Origin of the sequence: Vibrio echinoideorum (assembly GCF_024347455.1) — a bacterium.
Taxonomy (GTDB): Bacteria; Pseudomonadota; Gammaproteobacteria; order Enterobacterales; family Vibrionaceae; genus Vibrio; species Vibrio echinoideorum.
The window spans coordinates 2,023,068-2,042,908 of record NZ_AP025483.1 but is presented as its reverse complement, the minus strand read 5'-3'; the positions used below and the strand labels follow the sequence as shown (position 1 = coordinate 2,042,908).

Genomic DNA, 19,841 nt, shown 5'->3' with positions numbered 1-19,841 from the left:
GATCAATTTATGTTCAGGTGCGCGAGCTAGCACTAGGGCATTTCTGAACTAGAAAGTGTCACGTCAAAATTCAAGCCATCAAGATTCTGGACCCAATAGCGACACACATTTACCTCACTGGCAACTTGGTCTTGGTTTTCACCTGACCGAAAGCGAAGCTGGATTCAATAGAAGCAATATTGGGTAGGCGGGTTAATTGCTTACGGATAAACTGCTCGTAGCTTTTGAGCGACTCACTGACCACATGTAATAGGTAGTCGTGATTACCTGTCATTAAAAAGCACTCTAATACTTCATCAATCACTTCAATGTGCTGCTCAAAGTCTCGCATATTCTCTTCTGTTGGCTTTTCAAGTTTCACCAACACAAACACATTCACAGGTAGGCCGCATGCTTCTTGGTCGACACTGGCGTGATAGCCTCGAATAATCCCTTGTTTCTCCAATGACCGAACTCGACGCAAACAAGGAGAGGGCGATAGCGACACGCGATCGGCCAACTCTTGATTAGTGAGCCGTGCGTTGCTTTGCAATTCAGCCAGTATTTTCTTGTCGATCTCGTCCATTGGCATATTCCATCAATATTGAATTTAGTTTGGCAATATTATTGCTCAAAGTGTATGTCTTACTTCGCAAATAGCAATTTTTAACATCAGCACAAAACTAAAATTAAAGGAGGAACAACAAGCATGGAATGACTTAGGCACTATGAATACTTCAACTCAACTTAGCCCGCTGCGTAAAACGACCAAACACGAACAAGCAGAAGCTCTTGCCATTGAGCAGGCAAAGCATTTTGGTATCGACCCAAACAGTGATTACGGCGTCACGCTGATTGAACTGGCGACGACACTGTACCAAGCCAATACCAAGACTCACGATCTTTGGGCATTGACGGTTGATGGACTTTCAGAACTCGACAAGAGTGACCGAATCGCTTGGTTTAACGCCAAACGTTTCTTGTCATTCCAGATCGCTAAGATCCTCGACAACCTGCAAAACCCAATGCGTGCTACTTACCAATCTATTGCCACCAATAATGGCAATTTTGCGTCTAAAGGTGCGTATCCTATCTTCGATAATGTCGCTGCTATTTTCTCTGCCAGCCCCGTAATTACGCGCACTGCAACGTATTTGTTTGCGTGTACAGAATGGATTGAAGATGCGTTCAACGGTAAAGAGCCGCTGCACGATATTTACTCTCGACTGCTTAATCCAACATCGATTTCACTGGCTAATCACATGGTTGATATTGAGGCAGGTTCTAGAGCCAACGAGTACCTCGCATGGAACTTTAACTCGGGGATGGCGGCCATTGATGGGTTGTTGAGCCATTTACTTGGCCATGAAGACATAGTCTTGGCTTCACGTAATATCTATGGCGGTTCTTACCAGCTGTTGGAAGATTGGTTTGGCAAGCCTTCGAATCTGAATGTCGCGGTAGAGTGGGTGGATGGTTACTCCGGTGATGAGTTTGCGACGCGCCTTGATGAGGTTGCTCATAAATACGCAGATCGCCTCGCTGCGGGTAAAAAAATCTACGTTTACCTAGAGTCACCATGTAACCCACATGGATACGTGTTGGATGTTGCTAGCATCAGTAAAGCTGGTCACTCTCGCGGTTGGGATGTGATTGTTGACTCAACAGTGGGGACTCCATTGCTGCATCCAGTACTAAAACGCGACGATGTGGCGGAAAGACCCGATTATGTCATTCACTCTTACACCAAAGAACTGGCGGGTTCTGGCACCACAACCGCTGGAGTTGTGATTGGCCGCAACGAGACCATGTTTATTCCAAAAGGAGATCAGGTCACTTTTACCAAGTCCAACGGCGATGAGGTCACCATTCCATGGAACGAAACGCTGTTTTGGAATGTGTACTACATTAAAGGCGCATTCCTAGACGCAGATAAAGCGTTTGAAGTGCTTAATGGCATGAAAACGTATGAGATGCGAGTGGTGCAAAAAACGATTAATACACTGACTCTGGCGAAGATCTTTGATGCTCACCCAGACATCAATGTGTCGTGTCCAGCTTTGCCAGACAGCGATAACTATGAACACTGCCAGAACAACATGTACTTGGGGCTACCAGCGGCTCTTTTTACTATCGATATGGAAGGTAACGGTAATCGTGCGCCAATCAATCGTGATGGCTTTAAACAGTTCTTCGATATGCTTGAGCCCGCTATTGGCATGCAAGTGAGCCTAGGGCAAACCAACACGGTGGCACTGTGTCCGGCACTGACCACGCACTCTGAACTCAGCGATGAAGCGCTTAATGAAGCAGGCATCAAACCGACCACAATGCGCATCTCTATCGGCTTAGAAGATCCTCGAATGTTCATCGCTCATATTGTCGAGGCCGCTAAATTGTCGATTGACCGCAAACACGCAGACTTCTCATCGAGTTTCCCGAGTGGTGACAGTATCGATGAAATCTATATGCAAACCTATATGGATGTGCACCAGAGGTTTGTGAAGAGCTTGCCGAAGTTCAGTCAACTTAGTCAGTAAGTTGGGTCAGTAAGCTAAGCTGGCAATAAAGGTTAGCAAGAAAAGTCAGTGAAGTAGGGTAACTTTAACCGTTAGAGTGCAGTTATAATCACTAGATAGAAAAACTAAGGCCGCGCGCGAGGCTTTAGTTTTAGAAAGCTCTCACTGTGTAGCTTCATCGAGTGCTATTCAATTGGTGCTTGGAAAGCGACTCTGTTGATGACTTATTACTGGGCTAATACTGAATACCAAAGAGCAAGAGCTCTAGAAAATGAATGATTTTCGTAAAAAGTAAAATTATTCGATTAAGATAGCGTTTAAGATCACCATTAAGATCACCATTAAGATCATATGGTTATGGTTTTTTTGGGTATTATCATTCTACGTATTTTCAACATGAATGAATTATGAACGCTACTTTCATCCGCGATTAATACCACCTCCTGCATAGTACACCCATCAAAACAAACTATGATTCCTTAGAGGTTCTTATGAAAAACGTACTTATTGCTACTACACTGGTTCTGGCTTCAGGCTTAGCAACAGCAAACACTTTACCAGCAACGGGCGGATTTAATGGCCCGACGGCTAGCGCTCCTGTTACGGTTGCTCAAGTCCTAGAAGCAAGAGATGATACCCAAGTTCAGGTGACGGGTAACATTGTGCACTCTTTGGGAGATGACGAGTACAAGTTTACTGATGGCAAAAACACAATTGTGATCGAAGTAGAGGATGAAGCTTGGGCTGGTTTGACGATTGCTCCAAATGACAAGATAACGATTGTTGGCAACGTTGAAAAAGATAGTTGGGAAGAGGCAACAATTGAAGTTGATAGAATTGCGATTGGTAGCTAAATCGAGTGAATGCAGTAGTAACTGTAGCAATAACTTAAACCTCAAAGGAGCTCATTGTGGCTCCTTTAAAGTTTTAGAACTATGACAAATAGAGAACATGTATTTACTTTGTGTTATTGCTCATAACTCATAGCTAAGTGCCATACCCGTCCAACATTAATTCAGTAAACAGTCTCCGTCTCTAATAAAGCTAGATTCTTAGGTAATAGACTGAATTTCGGCTGTACCAACCCATTTTTGTGTTTGGGACCAAATATAGCGGTGACTCATTCTGGGGAAAACGGTGAGAACAGGAGCTAACTCACTGACGCAAAAAGTGTCTGCTCCATTGGTTGTCAGCATGAAATGGCTCATGTTGAGATTACTCGGCAGAGAGACTCAAAAAACTGTCGTTAGAGAACGTTGTAACTCTCTCTGCTCACTCGTTTACTATTTAGGCTGGTGGCCAGTCTTCTTCGCAAGTTCTTGCATAGCCTCGGCAAACGTTGTTGTCCCGCCTTTAGCTTTAACCTGTACCACCTTATACCCCAGATTTTCCAGCGCTTGGCGCTCTGTTAAAACAGCTTTATCATCTGGCTGACTGCCCTGTACTGGCTGATGAATGTAACACCCTTCGAGTTGACCATCTTCGACCAGTTGGTGGTGTTTTAGTGCATTGATATCAAAATTCATAGTAAGTCTTTTCGTTTAAAATGGAGAGTCTCTGTGGCAAGGCCGCGAGTATTTATAATTTGATTGTTTGTACAATACGGCATTTTAACCATAAGAATCTAGTGTAAATACAGTAATCCAAAGGAATGTAGCTAGGTACGGTTTACTTCTTCAACCTCTTATTGATAGTAGGAAAGAGGCAAAGATAAATTACGAAACACCTCGTTTCGTAATCCAGTGGAAAGCTGACGCCCAATGCTACTTTGTTTCAGTTTCTATGATTTCATTCATTAAACGATCGATTTGAAAGACAACTTGTATACTTGCGTCTTCCATCGCTTTAACTGATTTAATTGTCCCTTCAATGTTACCAGATGCTGCCTGATTCATTGCTTTACGACCGTTGTCATGCACCTCTTTATGAGGATCCTCAAGCAATTGATAACTTCTCAAGTGGTTGTAAGCTTTGCCATCACCGCGATAATACCACTGACCTAAACGACACTCTGAGTGAGTATTGATCGTTTCACTAAAGGCACCGCTTCGTAGTAAACGATAGGTGTTATTTTTCCAAATGGCGTGATCGAGCTTCACCGAATCTAAGAAAGCGCGAGTAGAAGCAATATGAATAACTTGCTTCATGTTTTCAGACTTCACAACGACTTCATTAACAATAGAACTAATTTGTGCAGAAGATGCTGAAACTTCTTCAGCACAAACTTGGTTTTCATCGATAGAGGTTTTAATCGCATTTACTTGAGTCAACACTTGTTTCACCAATGAATCAATTTTTTCACTGGCTTCGCTGGCTTTACCTGCAAGGGTTCTTACTTCATCGGCGACGACAGCAAACCCACGTCCTGCTTCACCTGCGCGTGCAGCCTCGATAGCAGCATTTAATGCCAATAAGTTGGTTTGGTCAGAAATTTCTTGAATGGTAGATACAAGGTTAGAAATAGCACCGGCAGTGTGATCCAATATATTCACAGATTCAATACTTTGAGATGCTTGAGTGCCGATATTAACCGCTCGGTTATCTAGACGTACTAATGCTTGATGCGTCTGCTTAAACATATCATCCAATTGCTGAAGTTCTAGGTTCTCATGAGCGATAGATTTAGCACTTTCAACCATCTCTTTTTGAATGGTTTTGAGCATATCTCCACCTTTCAAACAATTAGACATCATTTCATCACTGTGGTGCTGTTCTTGCTGTGCTGACTGAACAATATGTTGAGAATTTTGGAACTGACTTTCGAGGGCGTTTACATCAGCTTCATACTTCTTTTTTAGGTCGGCTAGTTCCTGCTTGAGTACTTCATTTTCTAATTTAATTCTTTTTATTCCAAACATAAAATACCTATATATAACTCAATGAGTTATTGGTTAAGCTAATAACTGGTGTGGATTGATAACGTATTGGGCTTCACGATAATTATTATCGACAGGATTGTAACAAAATATTATAGGCATGTTACCTTCATTGAGTATTTGGAGTAATTAAACATTTGAACTGATAAAATTGTTATTTAAATTCCTATGTTATAACTATGAACTACTTTGTCCTCGTACCTTGTTAAATAACTTTTATCGAGGATAAGGCAGCTCGAGTGAATTAGAATAAATGTGAGTTCACCGAAGTTGTACATGGAGTTAATTTTTCAGGCCTGACTCGTTTTTATATTCGGAGGAATTATTGGAAACCAGATATACAAGACGCTTCTTTCAGGCTTCATGGATTGAAAAAAGAGTTGAGCACAATATTTGAAAATGAACTTCTTTCGAAAGCGTAGGGCTAAAATTCTGGGTGGTTGGCACAAAATGGTACTCTTGTTGATCGTATGAAGGAAACTGAATACCGATCGTGATAAGTGCAAGGCAAGTGCAGCTTCAGTTCAGCGGTCCCTCTACAGTTAATCTAAAGAGACCGTTAAAGTTCATTTGAGGGGAGTTAGAGGGGGAGGTTAGTACCGTTGTTGAGCTTGAATACGTGTATTGGTCATCATTGCGATGAGACTTGCAATCCTTTTGCGCATCTCACGTCTATCAATAATCATGTCTAATGCGCCATGCTCTAATAGGAACTCGCTCTGCTGAAAATCTTCAGGTAACTTTTCTCGTACTGTTTGCTCAATTACACGACGTCCGGCAAAACCAATTCTCGCTTTGGGTTCACCGATATTGATATCACCTAACATCGCAATACTTGCCGATACACCGCCAAAAGTTTGATCGGTCAATACGGAGATATAAGGGAGCTTTGCATCTGATAGTCGCATTAAAGCAGCACTTGTTTTTGCCATTTGCATTAAAGCCATGAGCGATTCTTGCATGCGCGCTCCACCACAAGCCGAAAAGCATACTAATCCACAGTTAGCCACGATTGCTGCATCAACAGCGTCAACAAAGCGAGCGCCCACAACGGCCCCCATTGAGCCTGCCATAAAAGAAAATTCGAAAGCGCACGCTACAACAGGTAATCCTAAAAGCTCTCCCTTCAAGGCCACTAACGCATCCTTTTCTCCTGTGTTCTTTTGAGCAAGAGCCAGGCGTTCGGTGTAGCGTTTCTTATCCTTAAATTTTAGTAAGTCTTTCGGTTCATGTTCACTGCCAATCTCAGTTCGCTCGCCATTATCTAAAAAATTTTCTAAGCGACAGCGTGCGGACATCCTCATGTGGTGGTCGCATTTTGGACACACCTCCAGATTTTCTTTAAGGGCTATGCTGTACAGAATCTGGTCGCAAGAGGGGCATTTTGTCCATACTCCTTCAGGAATATTCGCTCTACGTGTACTGATTACCTTTTTGTTATCTAATAGCTTTTCTAACCAACTCATTGGAAACCTTATCCAGTTCACTTTTTAATGATGAGTATTGTATAAGCCTGTTTCTGGTAATAAAGTGTCTAATATGGGCTTTATGATCCAATCTGGTGGGATTATTGGAATGAGTGGGATTGATGGGAATGCTTGAGAAGATTGATCAACAATGGCTAAAAAGCTTTCATTGCGTTTATGAGAACAATAGCTTTAAAAGAGCCGCAGAGTTTCTGTGTTTACCGACATCAAACGTCAGTCGCCACATCGCTTTGTTGGAAGAGCAACTAGACGTTCGATTATTCGATAGAACGACTCGCCGAATTGCTTCGACAAAAGCAGGGGATCACCTATATCTGCGAACTCAGCCATTGTTGGACAAACTCAATGATGCGCTCGAGGAGGTAACACAGCACTCTCGTGAGGTGATGGGGCAGCTCAACGTACTCATGCCAGATTCACCGGAATTAGCCCAAGCCGTCGTTTCCTTTTGTGCCCTGCATCCTTCCATTTCATTATGTTGCGATACGAGCATCAGCCCTAAAGAGGATTTTGTGGATGGTTTTGACGTTATTCTAAGTTTTCACCGAGGAAAGCTAGAAGACAATAATTGGATCGCGAAAGAGATTAAACGCTGGCCTAGCGCTGTCGTGGCGTCCCCCAAACTCCTGCAAACAACCTCTAAACCTTTTCAGATTACGGATTTGAAACACGTCCCGTGCATTAACAGTTTTACTGCTTTAAATGGAACACCTTGGATATTCAAAAACGCGACAGGTGAGCTTTTAACTCAAAGGGTTCAATCTGCGTTTAAGGTAAACAGCGGGCAGATTGCGAAGGCTGGTGCATTGGCTGGATTGGGTTTCGCGATACTCCCTGTTGAATTATGTCGTTATGAGATAAAGACAGGTGCACTGGAGATTATAGAGCTTGAATATCAACCTGAAGACCTAGTCTTATACGCTTTTTATGCATCAAGAAAGCACATAGCGAAAAAGGTTCCGGCTTTCATTGAGCATTTACAGGAGCAAGGAAAGTAATTTGGGTTGGTGCGTGAGGTTCCACTGTCAATTTCCTCCTAGGATCCCCTTGATTCCGTCTTCTAACGTTTCAATACATCCCTATCTGAGCTATTCGCTCAACCATTGAGCGAAATCGGTACAAGTTATCAACCTTTCCAAATATGGAATTCACACTTCTTTTATTGGTCCTATTTTCCATTTGTGAATGGTTATAACCTAGTTTTCGTAGAAAAGAGAATCGAATAAGCCGTGAGCGCGGCGCTTCATAACGAATGAAAACTAGGCACAAGCATGAACGAAAATTTTTATAGATACGCTATTTACACTGTTTTTTCAGCGGCAGCATTGTTCTCCGCTTTTTTAGTCACCTCAGATAATGTTTCCCCTTTTACCACTCAAGCGACTTTGTATCGTAACGTAGCGACCATTGCGCCAGAAGTGTCCGGTGTGATTACCGATGTCATGGTTAGTAATGGCGAGTTGGTTGAAAAAGGTCAGCCATTATTTGCTATCGATACCAGCAGTTACCAATTGAAAGTGGCACAAGCGAAAGCCGAACTACATCAAGCCCGTGATTCTGATTCAGCGAAATGGCAGCAGTTAGCAGCAGCGAAACAAACACAAAGCCAACGAGGATTTGAATATCACAACGCGAAACAGAAACTCGCACGTAACCAAAAGCTACGTAACAAAGGGCTCGCGACTGAGCAAGATCTTGATGACGCAACCACCAATACACAAGTTGCGAGTAGTGCGGTTGAAGCTGCGAACGCAGAAGTGAAACGTATTGAGGTTGAGTTATCTACCCAAGACCGCACAGCGGCAATTGAATTAGCAGAAGCAAAACTTGCCAGTGCGGAACTGGATTTAGGCCACACTCAAGTCGTCGCGCAAACAGAAGGTGTCGTGACCAACTTACAATTGCAATCGGGCAGTTATATCACTCAAGGTACTTCATCATTGCTGCTGGTGGACGAAGCTCATGCGTGGATCAGTGCGGACTTCAATGAGAAAGGCATTGATAAGCTCACTAATGGCCGCGAAGTTTTAGTCTCTTTTGATGCGCTACCGGGCAAAGTCTTTACTGGTGAAGTGAGTAGCCAAGAGCGTGCGATTTACGACACCAATAATGCCAACGGCAAGCTCTCTAACGTGACCAATGATACGCGTTGGATCCGTGAGCAACAGAAAGTACGTACCCGCATTGCTGTTAACGAACTGGATCCTTCGATGATCTCAGGTTCACGAGCGAGTGTGATTGTTGAAAGCGGCAATCCAATAATGCACGTCATTGGCTCTGCTTGGATCCACTTGGTTTCAATATTTCGCTACATCTACTAGTAGGAGATGACTATGTGGACATTCGAAAACACCGCTCAGGGTCATTCTCAACGTAATGAAGCGCTGCGTGTCGCACTTACTGTGACGATTTGTATGGTGTTGGGAAAGCTACTAAACCTAAACTCTCCCGTTTATCTGGCATTGTATCCAACCATCATCATGACCAAGAACAAAGATTACTCTTGGCTTGGCTTGATCCGTACCTTGTCACCCACTTTATTGGCAGCAAGTACAGCGTTGGTGGTGACCGAGGTGTTTTCACAGCATCCGTTTGTGGTGTGGACAATTAGCCTGTTCTTCTTCGACTTTATGCGTCGTCGAGCCACTACGCCGGCGAAGAAAGGTCAAATGTTGATGCCAACCTTCAACTGGATTTTGATTGTGGTGTTTGCCCAGCACACCACCATGGATATGCCGATGCGTATTCATGAAATTTTGGTATCCATGTTGATTACCATGGTAGTAGCAAAAACCATGGTGGCTCTTCTCCCTGTTGAGCAAGAAAGAAAGCCTCCTGTATTTAAAGAACAGCCCGTCACATTTGAGAGCAGAGCAATTTCACTCGCGTTGATTGGTCTTGGTTTAGCATTCTTGATGATTGTCGACATCATCTCTGCAACGTTCTGCATGGTGCCAGTGATTACTGCCGCAACCCAAACCACACACAAAAGCTTTATCGACGTGGTTGACCGCCGTTTTCAAACTCAAGTAGGTGGCTGTGCATTAGCCGTGGTGTTCACCTTGTTGATGGCAGGGCATCAGTCTACATTCGGTTACTACACCATAGTGTTGGGCTTGCTTGCCTTTATGATCACCGCATCAATGACCAAAGCGAAAGGTCCAGCTAGAGACGTTCATGCCGATGCGTTATTAGCGACCATGCTGCCGATTCAGTTGTACATGACCAGTAGCAATTTGGGGTTGGAAAGTACCTTCCTACGCGCTTGGGAGCTGACTGTAACTTTGTTTGTGCTGTGGGCTTTGTGTCATTTTGTTCGTAAGCCTAATGGTGAAGAGCCGGTACTCGTTCGCTAATAATCAAATCCGGCCAACCGATTATGGTTTGATTTGATTGCACCTTTCATAAAATTAAAAAATGCTTTCACTCTGGCTGAATCTTCTAAATCTTTATGAGTCATCATCCATAGGTCTGTATTTTGGTGCCTAGCTTATTCGTTTTCAAACTTTCCGTTTTCAAGATTACGCCGAACTAAATCGTGCATTTGCTTAATTGTCATCAGCGCCAACCAGATGATTTCTTCTACTGAGCGTTGACCCGTTGTGGAAGTTGGGTGATCGGTATCGGTTTTATTGGTTAGTGCGGGCAGTTCATAGACGCGATTATCACGAATGGTATTGATTAACGCGTTCATCGCATCATGAATTAAGTGTTCGACTTGTTGAGAGCCTTGGTATTGCGTGCCTTTTCTGACTAACGGAATCAGCAAGCAGAGGTAATGGCTTAATAATCGATAATGACTCAGCATATCTTCATAATAGTGAGGATCGGCTCGAGTATGTTTTGGCTCTTGCTGCATCTCGTTGTAAATCAGCTCAAGGTCGCTTTCTGCCGTGAGCATCGCAGCACGTTGCTTGGTTAAGGCCATGTGGTCACGTTGTTCGGTGTCGATTTGCAATTGTTCATAGCAATACACAAACAAGCTTTTTGAGCGATTCAATGCTGTTAACGCTTGATTGTGGATCTCTTTACCTCGCCATTGCGGCCATAACAAACCATAACCGAGTAGCACAATGGCGCCACCGACGATGTTGTCGATCAAACGTGGTGCTGCGAAATTGAGCCCTTGGTGCGCCATGGTTTGATAAATCAAAATCAGTAGCGCGGTAATACAACCAATGGCTAGCGAGTAATTGCGCATGATATTAAGCATCGCGACGGGCAAGAGGATGACCATTAGCGTATACATCGCGGTCGTTGGTACGCCAATATGAATTAAGAAAGTCGCAAAGAGTACGCCAAGCGCCGTACCCAAACAACGTTGCCAAGTTTTACTGCGTGTTGCCAAGAAGCTTGGCTGAATCACCATTAACATCGAAATCAGAACCCAATCAGGGCGAATCAATTCAAAGTATTCCGCAATCCCAGCACCAAGTGCGAACATTAAACCGACACGAGTAACATGACGCCAAATCGGATTGCCTCGGTTTGGCAAACGAAAAGACAATTCGAACGGCTGCACTTCAAAAGAACGTTCATAAGCGGGTTCATTAAGCTCAATACGACGGGAAATGTGCTTTACTGCGTAGGCCCAATAACGAAAGCGGGGCTGGTCTTCAAGCTTTACCGATTCAATCAAGTCATTGGCTTCTTGCTCTAATGAGCTTAAGTGCTCCGTCTCTTGGTTCGTATTGTGCAAAAGCTGTTTGGTTTTGTGTCTTAGCCTTTGCTGACAATGTTGGCTCCAAACCAATAACAAGTCTCTCTTTGGCTTACTTGACTGAAATTGGCTTAATAGGTCTGGATTTGTTGTGTGGCTGCTGAGTATCACTTCAAACGTATCAAGAGCGAGGAACAAGGCTTGTCGGAGCGAGTCAGCATCTTCGTGCTTAGAGCGAAAGGATTCGGATTGAAGTGCCTGTTGGAACAACTCGATGATCTGATATTTTATGCGTCTTTTGGGCGCTTCATTTTCGCCTCCTAACAAGAAGGCTTGGCGATATTGGATGTAGTCTGCCAACGTTTCGTAAATCGCAGAAAGACACACGCGCAGCGCATAATGTTTCCACAGGGCAAACCAAAGCCAACTAAACAGTGCAAAAGTAAGGGGCCCAAGTACCAGCATTGGGTACAAGCTTAGCGTTGTGTTGGAATTATGGAGTGATAGGGTGACGACAGCAATTAGGAGGCTAGACATGCCAAGTCGCGCCCAAAATGGACCATTGACCGCAGCACTGGCAAGCAAGGCACCCATTGCGCCATAGGTTAACCATAAAGGCAGCCCGCTGATCAGCAGAGCGTAACTGGTGGCCAAAGTGATTCCCCAAGCGGTTGCGGTAATCGCAAAACGTGCCCACCGCCTAGGGCCTGCGGCATCAAGTCCACTAATTAAAGCCGCTGGCATGGTCATGAGAGCGGTCATGGCAATATTGATGTGATTCGACAGTAAACCTAAGCCGAGAAACAGCACAATGGCACTGGTGGCGCGAAGCCCTAGGTTAATAGAAGGGGAGTACCAGATTTTACGCAGAATGGCAGGAGAAAACGTCATAGACCCTCTTAACTTGCTGTGTCTCATTCAGTGTAACGTCAAACCTCTACATTGTGCTGGTTTCAATCACAGATTGATAAACTGAAGCGCTGAAAACCTCTTTTATAGGCATAGCTCGTGATAGCTTGGCTTATTGGAAAGTGAGTCTAGGTTTAACGTTGCCAGTGTGTCTTTGAACGGGGAGTTTTGTAATGCGGTAGAGAGGGTGTTTACTTCTCCTTCCGAGAGCAAACTCGCGTGTCTGAACAGAACGTAATCTAACGCAACGTGTAGGTACAACGTTGAGAAATCAGGTTGAAGTAAATCATGAGTGTTATTCAGTTGTTCGATAAGTGATTGAACGCTTCTTCGAATACCTTCCTTTCCTCTAACTGTCAGCACATTTTGTGCAGCGTCAAAACGGCTCAATGCAGCGCAGCGAAATGCCACTTCCATAAGAGTCTTGCTCGTCCCCAATAACGACATGCGTTTAGCATCATTAGCCTTGGTTAATATGAGTGTTTTAGTTGGGTAAGCCTGTAATAAGAACTCACAGATCATTGAGCTCTCGGTGAGTGCAATACCATCACGGGTTTCTAGTACCGGAATGGTACTAAATGGATTGATTGTGACTAATGCTTGGGGTGTCTGCCATGGATCGACCCATTCAAGTTCAAGTGGTGCATTACACAGGTAGGCAGTGGCCAACACCGCTCGTGAGAATGGTGAGGTATCATTTAAATACAGTTTCATGAGCGATTCCTTTGCTAAGAACTTGTTTGAGCAATGTTTAATGTTTTCTGCCCAGTTGATGTAAATACAATGCAGACAATCGATAGAATGAGTGAACTTGAGCTGATCATAAATAGGACGTTATAGCTGCTTAATTGTGGGGCGTAATGAGCCATCACAAAGCCAACCACGCCTTGCGAGATAGCAAAAGCCATTGTCATGGCTCCCCAAGATTTCGTATGAAGTTGCGTGCCAACGAGTTCTAAGGTGTAAGTTGATACGAGTGTGACGATACCTGGAGTGAACATACCTACGAGTAAGGACGAAACAAAAAGCGCAACGTCACTGGTGCTTAATAGGGGCAGTGCAACGCCAATTGCTTTGCAAAAAAACGCAGCTAATAACGCTTTTTTGAGCCCGATCTTATCACCTAATACACCGGTCACTATTGGCCCAATTGCGGCACCGATGCCAAATACGGCCCAATAAAAGCCGCCGCTTGCAAAACTCATCCCTAGCTCACGAACAATATAGTCGACCCAAAAAAGAGTATGAGGTAAGTAACCAATGGCGCTAAAGGTATAGGCTAAAAGTACAAGTCGAATACTGACACGTTTACGCTTAGATAAGTCTCTAAACGAAGCTGGGCTCATCGTACAATGACTCTGCTTAACCTCAATACTCCATGTGTTCCATGTAAGGACGGTCGCTAGAAAAGCGATGGCTCCCATAGCTAACCATGCGCTTTCCACACTTTGATAGATAAGCAGAGGTATGATCGTTCCTGAGATCATGGCACCAAGCCCGATCCCTGAGAATACGACGCCACTGACTCTTGCCTTCATCTCTTGCGGGTGAAGGCTCGCGATCAGGGGGGGTGCGAGCACCATAAGAATGGCTCCCGATATTCCTGCAATGGTTCTCAGTGTTAAAAACCATTCAAAAGGGGCAGACTTTAAGGCACAACCAAGATAACTAAAGCTGCTCAATAAAAGAGCGGCGCGTATGAGTGTGCCTGTTGAATAATATCGCTGTAAAAAGCTTGAAACAGGAGCCCCAAAGATATAACCAATCAGCGTTGCAGCCCCAAGCGTTGAGGCATCTTCACTTGAGAACCATCCGCTCTGTATGAGCACTGGCATCAAGGCTATGTAGGCAAATCGGCCAATACCATTGCCGACTAATGTTGCCGCAAGCCCTGCGAAGGTAGCGCGGTTTAAGAGTTTTATTTGCTGCATGTCGCGCCTGATGTTTGCGTTTGTAACATTACGCTAACATTTTAACCTGAGTGCCCTCAAATGAGTTTTTACTCTAATGTGTGGAGTTTGATGATGATTGATATTCTCTGTAAATGTCAGATTGGTCATTTACATTGGGGTTCATTCTTTTGAACTCAGTTCAATGTCAAAGATACACAGCTTGATAGTCGATTGAGTTAGTCGACAAACGAATTCGACTTATTCCAATCTTCTCGCTGCGATTGTATTTATTGATCGAGTGGTCAAAGCCGTAGGCTGTTGAAGGTGCCATGTATTGGGTTACGCCTTGTTGTGTCTCCGTTATCCCGTTATGGCCGTGGCCGCAAATAACCTCACGCACGTGATACTTGCTAAGCACGTTCATCACATCGGCCTCGTTTTCTAGACGGATGGCTTTCATCCACGGTGCACCGACTGGAATGACAGGGTGGTGAACAACCACGATAGGGTCATTGGCTTTTCTTAACTGTTGTTTTAGCTTTGTCATTCCACGGTTATCAATGCGCCCTGAACCGAGTGGGTGACGCGTATCCAACGGCTTGAAGCTAGAGTCCAGAAATACAAACTTTCGTTCATTGATCATTGCTTTATCTGTGACGAAAATCGTCGAACCTTTTAGCTCTGTGCGCATTAAGCAAGAGTCGTCATGGTTGCCCGCAATCGCGTAAATAGATTGTTCGTTAATGTGTTCTCTAATGAACCCTTCTAATCGAACGTAGTCTCCCGGTTTTGGGTTACAACAAATATCACCGGTCAGAAAAATGGTCTTGCATGCTGTGTCTTTGCTGACGTATTCCAGGGCTCTCCGCAGGTTCTCATAGCTGGATTCATCTGAAAGATGACAATCACTGATTTGGTAAATGGTGTTCATTGTTGTTGTCCGGTTGTGCCATACGCATTATCAAAGGTGATAGAAAAATGCCTGCCAAATTGGCAGGCATTTATTGATGCTAATTTGCTTTAGGTGCTTTAGAAGCTTCGTGTTGCTCAACCATAAACGCAATGGCTTCATCGCTTAAACAAGACTTACTGACATATTGGCGCTGTTTACCAATATGAAGGATAAAGCCTAAATCGGTCTGTTGCAGTTGGGATATGTCAGTCCAAGCGATAGTATTGGTGTTTTTAGCGTTTTTATAACTCACACCGTTAACGTCACCTTGAAAGACCACTTTGCTGCCAGCACCTGAGCTAATTTTTTGTCGCCATATCCACCAGGTTCTCTTGCAGTACACACTGAACGCTTCAATCACACTCAAAACAATAAAGAACCAGCCAACGTAACCGTTAGGTAGTAGTTCAAACTCTAATAAAACCACACCAAAAATAAGAAACAGTATTCCTTTTAAATAGGCTTTTGGAAATTGAGTTGGAAGGCTAGTTTGATCATAACACTCTGTGAAAAACGTCTTGTCGAGGATGTACTCTGTGGTGAAACCGGGATCTTTAGACATGTCTGGCTACTTTAATGTTTTCTGTGAATGAGATTTCTATAAAGGGGCTGCTGCGCTGCAATCTCGTAATTCCAGTATTGTATCGCTTGTCGGTACTTTTCTTTAACGGTTTTGATGCTCTTTTGTAAATCAATAATACCGACGGGGCGTATTCACTTTATAGCCGATGGGATTCTAACTCTGAATAATCAGTGTATTTCTTAGCTCTAATTAATGGCGGTTTGATTTTCTTGAGACAGCAAAGTAACTGGATGCCCCTTTGTATATCTCTTTGGCTTCCGTTATCTGGAAATCACCTTCTATTAATAAATTGTCTAAATCAAAGCTTTTGTATTGCTTGATCGTGATGGGGATGATTCCGATCTTCGAAAGTATTCTAACCAGATGAATCTGCATGCTAACCAATAAAGACTTTCTTCCCCCTAGACAAGGTGTGCTCGAAATCAATAGCCCATTAGGCTTTAGTAGCTCGTGTATCCGTTGAACGACATGATGGGGGTTATCAACAGTGTGTAACATGTTGAAAGCGAAGATCACATCAAATGACTCGTTTTCGTATTCGTTGTCAAAGATAGTAGCTTGGGAAAAATGGACATTTTCTATGTTGTTATTAGCGGCTTTATTTTTTGCTGCTTCGACCATCTCTGCTGATATATCAATGGCATGAATTTCCTTAACATGGCTCGCTAACTCGCATGATTTTGTGCCTGTTCCACATCCATAATCCAGTACCACATTGCTAACATTGAGGTGCTTTTTGGCATCTTCTCTTGTCATGTTATGTATGTATTCAAAGCGAGCCTCAGACTTGTCATAACCTTTTGACGCCTTATTCCAGAAGTTTTCAGTCTTGTTCATTACCTACCACCTTTCAGTTTTGTTAAACCATACATCTGTTGCCTGAGTTGGATCTTGATGAGTTGAAATTCACAAATTAACTACATTCTATCGATGCTATTATGGATTGATAGAGGCGAAAATGCATAAAAGGTATTCATATGCGAATAGATTGGAAGGCGGTAGATTTTGATTGGAATCATGCGAGAGCTTTTCTTGCAACAGCTGAGTTGGGTTCTTTGTCAGCGGCAGCGAAGGCTTTAAATAGCTCTCAGCCAACGTTGAGTCGGCAAGTCAATGCATTAGAGAAGCAACTTAAAGTTGCTCTATTTGAGCGTGTAGGTAAAGGGCTTGAGTTAACGCCAAGTGGTGTCGAATTGGCTGAGTGTGTAAAGAGTATGGGGAATGCTGCAGCCCATTTATCCCTAGCAGCTTCTGGGAAGTCAGAGTTATTAGAAGGTTCGGTTTGCATCAGTGCATCAGAGAGTATGGCGGTTTATGAGTTGCCTGCGATCATATCGAAGTTGAGGCGTGTTGAACCCAAAATTACGATTGAATTGGTCGCATCTAACGTGAGCAGTGATTTGAAACGCAGGGAGGCCGATATTGCTATCCGATCTTACAGGCCTGAGCAGTTAGACCTAATCGCTAAGAAGATCCGAAATGATCATTTCTACCTTTATGCGACAAGCTCCTATCTTGATTCAATCGATAATCCGCAAGCTTTGTCTGATTTTAATCACGCTGCTTTTATCGGCCCATCTGATTATCAAGACATTATTTCGATGTTAAATCGGCGCGGTTTAAGGCTTACCACTGAGAGCTTTCCAGTTACGACAAGCAATCACACAGTCTATTGGGAGTTAGTCAAACAAGGCGTTGGTATTGGTTTTTTTCAAGAAAGCTTGGTTCAACCTGCAGATGGTGTAGAGAAAGTGCTGCCGGAATTGGGGGCTGTCTCAACGGAGCTTTGGCTTGTGACTCATCGTGAACTTAGAACCAATCGGAGAATCCAATATGTCTTTAAATTTTTGAGTAAAGAATTATCAAAATAGTATTGATAAGAAGAAGTAAGGAGCTTAATTAACCTTGAAGCTCCTGTTGTTGAACCTCTATCATTGAAGCAACCATACAAGTTCACTAGCCCTCATAAAGCAACTAGGTGAGGAAGTGGAAGGCGTTCGTTAACCTGCTCTTCATTATGTTCTATTTGCCTTAACGCCTGTTATAAATTATCTAATTTAACTAAACACAGGGTAGCCATAAAATACGAATCAAACGGCTAGAGGGGATAGAAGATGATTGGATCAGTGCACAATGATGAGCTCGATAGATACATTGAAGAATTAGACTTAAACCTTACGAAGGATGAGGTTCGTGATCTTGGCTGGCAACAAAGCAGGGCAATGCCAGAAAATGAAAAGATTGCATTAGGGCGGGGTTCTTTTTTCTTTCTTCGGGTTATGTGCGTCTGCTTGTTTGGCTCTTCTGGTGTATATCTCTTGAAAATAAACAGAACAATGACGACGTACAATCAGCATGGAACGTTCAATTGGTTCGAAGTTGATGGTTCAACGTACATCCTGTTCAAGGTAGGCAGTCACAGCGTTCTATTAAACTAGCATTATGAAGATGTCACAAAACAAAAACGTGAAATATACAGGGTGTTAGACATCGCTCTCTGTTCTATTAATAGCAATGTCTAGTAGCCAGTAAGCGTATCTTGGGAAAGAGGAGAGATATAAGGATCTATTGGCTCAATGCGATAATCGTTTAGAGCCCAATGATGACAAAAAAGCCCACATTTCTGTGGGCAAAATAATTTAAGCTTTTGGTGTCCATGTTTGTTCGTAAACACGCATTAAGTTACCGCCGAATAGTTTAGCAAGATCTTCATTTGAGTAACCCATTTCCCATAAAGTATCGACAACACCTGCAATGTGTTTTGACAGCTCTGCACAGCCTGTCGCGCCTTTGTTGAATGCTTCCACCATGTAGCCGTTATCAGCGTACTTGTCAGCATTAGCAACGGCAAAAGGTACCACTTTCGCTGTTGTCATCATGTCATCAGTTGCGATGCCGACGTGGTCAATACCTGCTACTTTTACCGCACCATCAATCATCTCTGCAAATTGTTGTGGCGAGATGTCTTCAGGCCAAACGCCGTCCATCATGAATTCTGTCGCAGTAACTGCAACTACACCGCCCATTTCGGCAACAGTCTCCGCTTGCTGATCAGAAATTAATCGGTAGCACGCAGATAAACGGTAATCGGGGTGGTCCTTTTGTAGGTTTTTCTCTGCCATACGCTGCTTCGTTTCAGTCAGTGTTTCATGAGGCTTACAGCCGTAAGTTGATGCAACTGGCGAATGCGAATAGATAACCGGCACACCTTTATGGTGCTTCTGCATGTAGTCGGTAATATCTTCGGTTGTGTAGTGAGACGTATGAGAGAGATCAACCGTGATACCGTGTTTCACCATTTCATCGATCACTTCTTTACCAAACTCGGTTAGGCCTGATTTATCGCCGTTTATCATAGAGATAACACCAGAACCTGTAAGCTCTGTCTCGTTGTAGGTGAGTTGCATTGTTTTGATGCCGTGTTGAGCCATGACTGCAACATTTGAAGCATCACCTTCCAAAGGCATAGTTGTTTGGCTTGCCCACATTATCGCGTATTCACCGTTATCATGAGCTAGTTGGAAGTCTTCAACGCTCTCAACATAACGAATAGGTGTCTTCGCAGACGCTGATGCTTTTGTCCACTTCGCATGTTCAGATTTAAATGCCAACATATTTGGTGTGTGAGGTGCAGCAATCGTTACTGATGCACCTGTTATGCCACGCTCATGAGCAAGGTCGATATAGCGAGCAACATCAGAATCTTCAGTGAAGCCAACAGCGCTAGGAGAGGCATAAAAGTCTAACACAAGGGTTTCTTGTGCGAACTTCTGCGCTTCTGGTGAAGCAAATTCATGCCAATCTAATGTTTCAATAGATGCGCTTACACCAGTTGATAGTGATGCGATTATTGCGGCTAGGATTAATTTTTTCATGATGTAACCTCTACATTAGTTAGCGAGTTAAGTGCGCTGTTGATGTAGGAGATAATAAAGGAACCCAGCGTTGAAAATGTGCATTTCGCGACATGGCTGTGTTATTCTT

General features: G+C 43.5%; 17 protein-coding genes. 6 read left to right on the top strand and 11 right to left on the bottom strand.

Annotated elements, in window-relative coordinates:
• Nucleotides 1–109 precede the first annotated feature (109 nt).
• Nucleotides 110–565, bottom strand: a complete 456-nt coding sequence (locus OCV36_RS09265) for an Lrp/AsnC family transcriptional regulator (RefSeq protein ID WP_017091230.1) — start codon at nt 563–565, stop codon at nt 110–112.
• A 142-nt stretch (nt 566–707) separates the two neighbouring features.
• On the opposite strand from OCV36_RS09265, the gene OCV36_RS09260 reads away from it, so the two are divergent.
• A complete protein-coding gene (locus OCV36_RS09260; protein ID WP_135454948.1) occupies nt 708–2,519 on the top strand; it encodes a PLP-dependent transferase in 1,812 nt (603 codons plus the stop codon).
• A gap of 470 nt (nt 2,520–2,989) precedes the next feature.
• Nucleotides 2,990–3,352: a NirD/YgiW/YdeI family stress tolerance protein gene (locus tag OCV36_RS09255; protein WP_017075181.1), complete on the top strand. Its 363-nt coding sequence runs from the start codon at nt 2,990–2,992 to the stop codon at nt 3,350–3,352.
• Nucleotides 3,353–3,781: 429 nt separating this feature from the next.
• Here the strand turns inward: OCV36_RS09255 and OCV36_RS09250 are convergent, their stop codons facing one another.
• The 3 genes from OCV36_RS09250 to accD all read right to left on the bottom strand — a co-directional run bounded on the left by OCV36_RS09250 (nt 3,782) and on the right by accD (nt 6,840).
• Complete coding sequence (locus OCV36_RS09250; protein WP_017075180.1) at nt 3,782–4,024, bottom strand: hypothetical protein; 243 nt, start codon at nt 4,022–4,024, stop codon at nt 3,782–3,784.
• Between the two features lie 237 nt (nt 4,025–4,261).
• Nucleotides 4,262–5,356 carry a methyl-accepting chemotaxis protein gene (locus OCV36_RS09245; protein ID WP_135454946.1) on the bottom strand — a complete coding sequence of 365 codons (1,095 nt, stop codon included), beginning with the start codon at nt 5,354–5,356 and terminating at the stop codon, nt 4,262–4,264.
• Nucleotides 5,357–5,967: 611 nt separating this feature from the next.
• Entirely contained in the window at nt 5,968–6,840 is an 873-nt protein-coding gene (gene accD, locus OCV36_RS09240) for an acetyl-CoA carboxylase, carboxyltransferase subunit beta (protein WP_135454944.1), read from the bottom strand.
• 122 nt (nt 6,841–6,962) lie between these two features.
• Between accD and OCV36_RS09235 the strand changes: the two genes are divergently transcribed.
• The 3 genes from OCV36_RS09235 (at nt 6,963) to OCV36_RS09225 (ending at nt 10,217) form a co-directional block, all read left to right on the top strand.
• Nucleotides 6,963–7,859 carry a LysR family transcriptional regulator gene (locus tag OCV36_RS09235; protein WP_210114707.1) on the top strand — a complete coding sequence of 299 codons (897 nt, stop codon included), beginning with the start codon at nt 6,963–6,965 and terminating at the stop codon, nt 7,857–7,859.
• A gap of 273 nt (nt 7,860–8,132) precedes the next feature.
• A complete protein-coding gene (locus OCV36_RS09230; RefSeq protein ID WP_135454940.1) occupies nt 8,133–9,182 on the top strand; it encodes an HlyD family secretion protein in 1,050 nt (349 codons plus the stop codon).
• A gap of 12 nt (nt 9,183–9,194) precedes the next feature.
• Nucleotides 9,195–10,217, top strand: a complete 1,023-nt coding sequence (locus OCV36_RS09225; protein ID WP_135454937.1) for a DUF2955 domain-containing protein — start codon at nt 9,195–9,197, stop codon at nt 10,215–10,217.
• A gap of 134 nt (nt 10,218–10,351) precedes the next feature.
• Here the strand turns inward: OCV36_RS09225 and OCV36_RS09220 are convergent, their stop codons facing one another.
• The 6 genes from OCV36_RS09220 to OCV36_RS09195 all read right to left on the bottom strand — a co-directional run bounded on the left by OCV36_RS09220 (nt 10,352) and on the right by OCV36_RS09195 (nt 16,694).
• Nucleotides 10,352–12,412, bottom strand: coding sequence for an FUSC family protein (locus tag OCV36_RS09220; RefSeq protein ID WP_135454935.1), 2,061 nt, complete (start codon nt 12,410–12,412; stop codon nt 10,352–10,354).
• Between the two features lie 102 nt (nt 12,413–12,514).
• On the bottom strand, nt 12,515–13,144 hold the full coding sequence (locus OCV36_RS09215; protein ID WP_135454933.1) for a glutathione S-transferase family protein: 630 nt from the start codon (nt 13,142–13,144) through the stop codon (nt 12,515–12,517).
• A gap of 14 nt (nt 13,145–13,158) precedes the next feature.
• Complete coding sequence (locus tag OCV36_RS09210; protein ID WP_135454931.1) at nt 13,159–14,361, bottom strand: YbfB/YjiJ family MFS transporter; 1,203 nt, start codon at nt 14,359–14,361, stop codon at nt 13,159–13,161.
• Nucleotides 14,362–14,527: 166 nt separating this feature from the next.
• A complete protein-coding gene (locus tag OCV36_RS09205) occupies nt 14,528–15,253 on the bottom strand; it encodes a metallophosphoesterase family protein (RefSeq protein WP_135454930.1) in 726 nt (241 codons plus the stop codon).
• A gap of 79 nt (nt 15,254–15,332) precedes the next feature.
• Entirely contained in the window at nt 15,333–15,836 is a 504-nt protein-coding gene (locus OCV36_RS09200; RefSeq protein ID WP_065605588.1) for a YcxB family protein, read from the bottom strand.
• Between the two features lie 210 nt (nt 15,837–16,046).
• Nucleotides 16,047–16,694, bottom strand: a complete 648-nt coding sequence (locus tag OCV36_RS09195; RefSeq protein ID WP_135454928.1) for a class I SAM-dependent methyltransferase — start codon at nt 16,692–16,694, stop codon at nt 16,047–16,049.
• Between the two features lie 140 nt (nt 16,695–16,834).
• Between OCV36_RS09195 and OCV36_RS09190 the strand changes: the two genes are divergently transcribed.
• Entirely contained in the window at nt 16,835–17,728 is an 894-nt protein-coding gene (locus OCV36_RS09190) for a LysR family transcriptional regulator (RefSeq protein ID WP_135454926.1), read from the top strand.
• Nucleotides 17,729–18,496: 768 nt separating this feature from the next.
• Here the strand turns inward: OCV36_RS09190 and OCV36_RS09185 are convergent.
• Nucleotides 18,497–19,732, bottom strand: coding sequence for a membrane dipeptidase (locus tag OCV36_RS09185; RefSeq protein WP_135454924.1), 1,236 nt, complete (start codon nt 19,730–19,732; stop codon nt 18,497–18,499).
• Nucleotides 19,733–19,841: the final 109 nt, after the last annotated feature.

What these genes read in the sequence shown, in the direction of transcription:
- OCV36_RS09195 (WP_135454928.1), bottom strand. Translation starts at nt 16,694, where the DNA reads ATGAACAAGACTGAAAACTTCTGGAATAAGGCGTCAAAAGGTTATGAC.
- OCV36_RS09205 (WP_135454930.1), bottom strand. Translation starts at nt 15,253, where the DNA reads ATGAACACCATTTACCAAATCAGTGATTGTCATCTTTCAGATGAATCC.
- OCV36_RS09220 (WP_135454935.1), bottom strand. Translation starts at nt 12,412, where the DNA reads ATGACGTTTTCTCCTGCCATTCTGCGTAAAATCTGGTACTCCCCTTCT.
- accD (WP_135454944.1), bottom strand. Translation starts at nt 6,840, where the DNA reads ATGAGTTGGTTAGAAAAGCTATTAGATAACAAAAAGGTAATCAGTACA.
- OCV36_RS09255 (WP_017075181.1), top strand. Translation starts at nt 2,990, where the DNA reads ATGAAAAACGTACTTATTGCTACTACACTGGTTCTGGCTTCAGGCTTA.
- OCV36_RS09210 (WP_135454931.1), bottom strand. Translation starts at nt 14,361, where the DNA reads ATGCAGCAAATAAAACTCTTAAACCGCGCTACCTTCGCAGGGCTTGCG.
- OCV36_RS09215 (WP_135454933.1), bottom strand. Translation starts at nt 13,144, where the DNA reads ATGAAACTGTATTTAAATGATACCTCACCATTCTCACGAGCGGTGTTG.
- OCV36_RS09245 (WP_135454946.1), bottom strand. Translation starts at nt 5,356, where the DNA reads ATGTTTGGAATAAAAAGAATTAAATTAGAAAATGAAGTACTCAAGCAG.
- OCV36_RS09190 (WP_135454926.1), top strand. Translation starts at nt 16,835, where the DNA reads ATGCGAATAGATTGGAAGGCGGTAGATTTTGATTGGAATCATGCGAGA.
- OCV36_RS09235 (WP_210114707.1), top strand. Translation starts at nt 6,963, where the DNA reads ATGGGAATGCTTGAGAAGATTGATCAACAATGGCTAAAAAGCTTTCAT.
- OCV36_RS09250 (WP_017075180.1), bottom strand. Translation starts at nt 4,024, where the DNA reads ATGAATTTTGATATCAATGCACTAAAACACCACCAACTGGTCGAAGAT.
- OCV36_RS09265 (WP_017091230.1), bottom strand. Translation starts at nt 565, where the DNA reads ATGGACGAGATCGACAAGAAAATACTGGCTGAATTGCAAAGCAACGCA.
- OCV36_RS09185 (WP_135454924.1), bottom strand. Translation starts at nt 19,732, where the DNA reads ATGAAAAAATTAATCCTAGCCGCAATAATCGCATCACTATCAACTGGT.
- OCV36_RS09200 (WP_065605588.1), bottom strand. Translation starts at nt 15,836, where the DNA reads ATGTCTAAAGATCCCGGTTTCACCACAGAGTACATCCTCGACAAGACG.
- OCV36_RS09260 (WP_135454948.1), top strand. Translation starts at nt 708, where the DNA reads ATGAATACTTCAACTCAACTTAGCCCGCTGCGTAAAACGACCAAACAC.
- OCV36_RS09225 (WP_135454937.1), top strand. Translation starts at nt 9,195, where the DNA reads ATGTGGACATTCGAAAACACCGCTCAGGGTCATTCTCAACGTAATGAA.
- OCV36_RS09230 (WP_135454940.1), top strand. Translation starts at nt 8,133, where the DNA reads ATGAACGAAAATTTTTATAGATACGCTATTTACACTGTTTTTTCAGCG.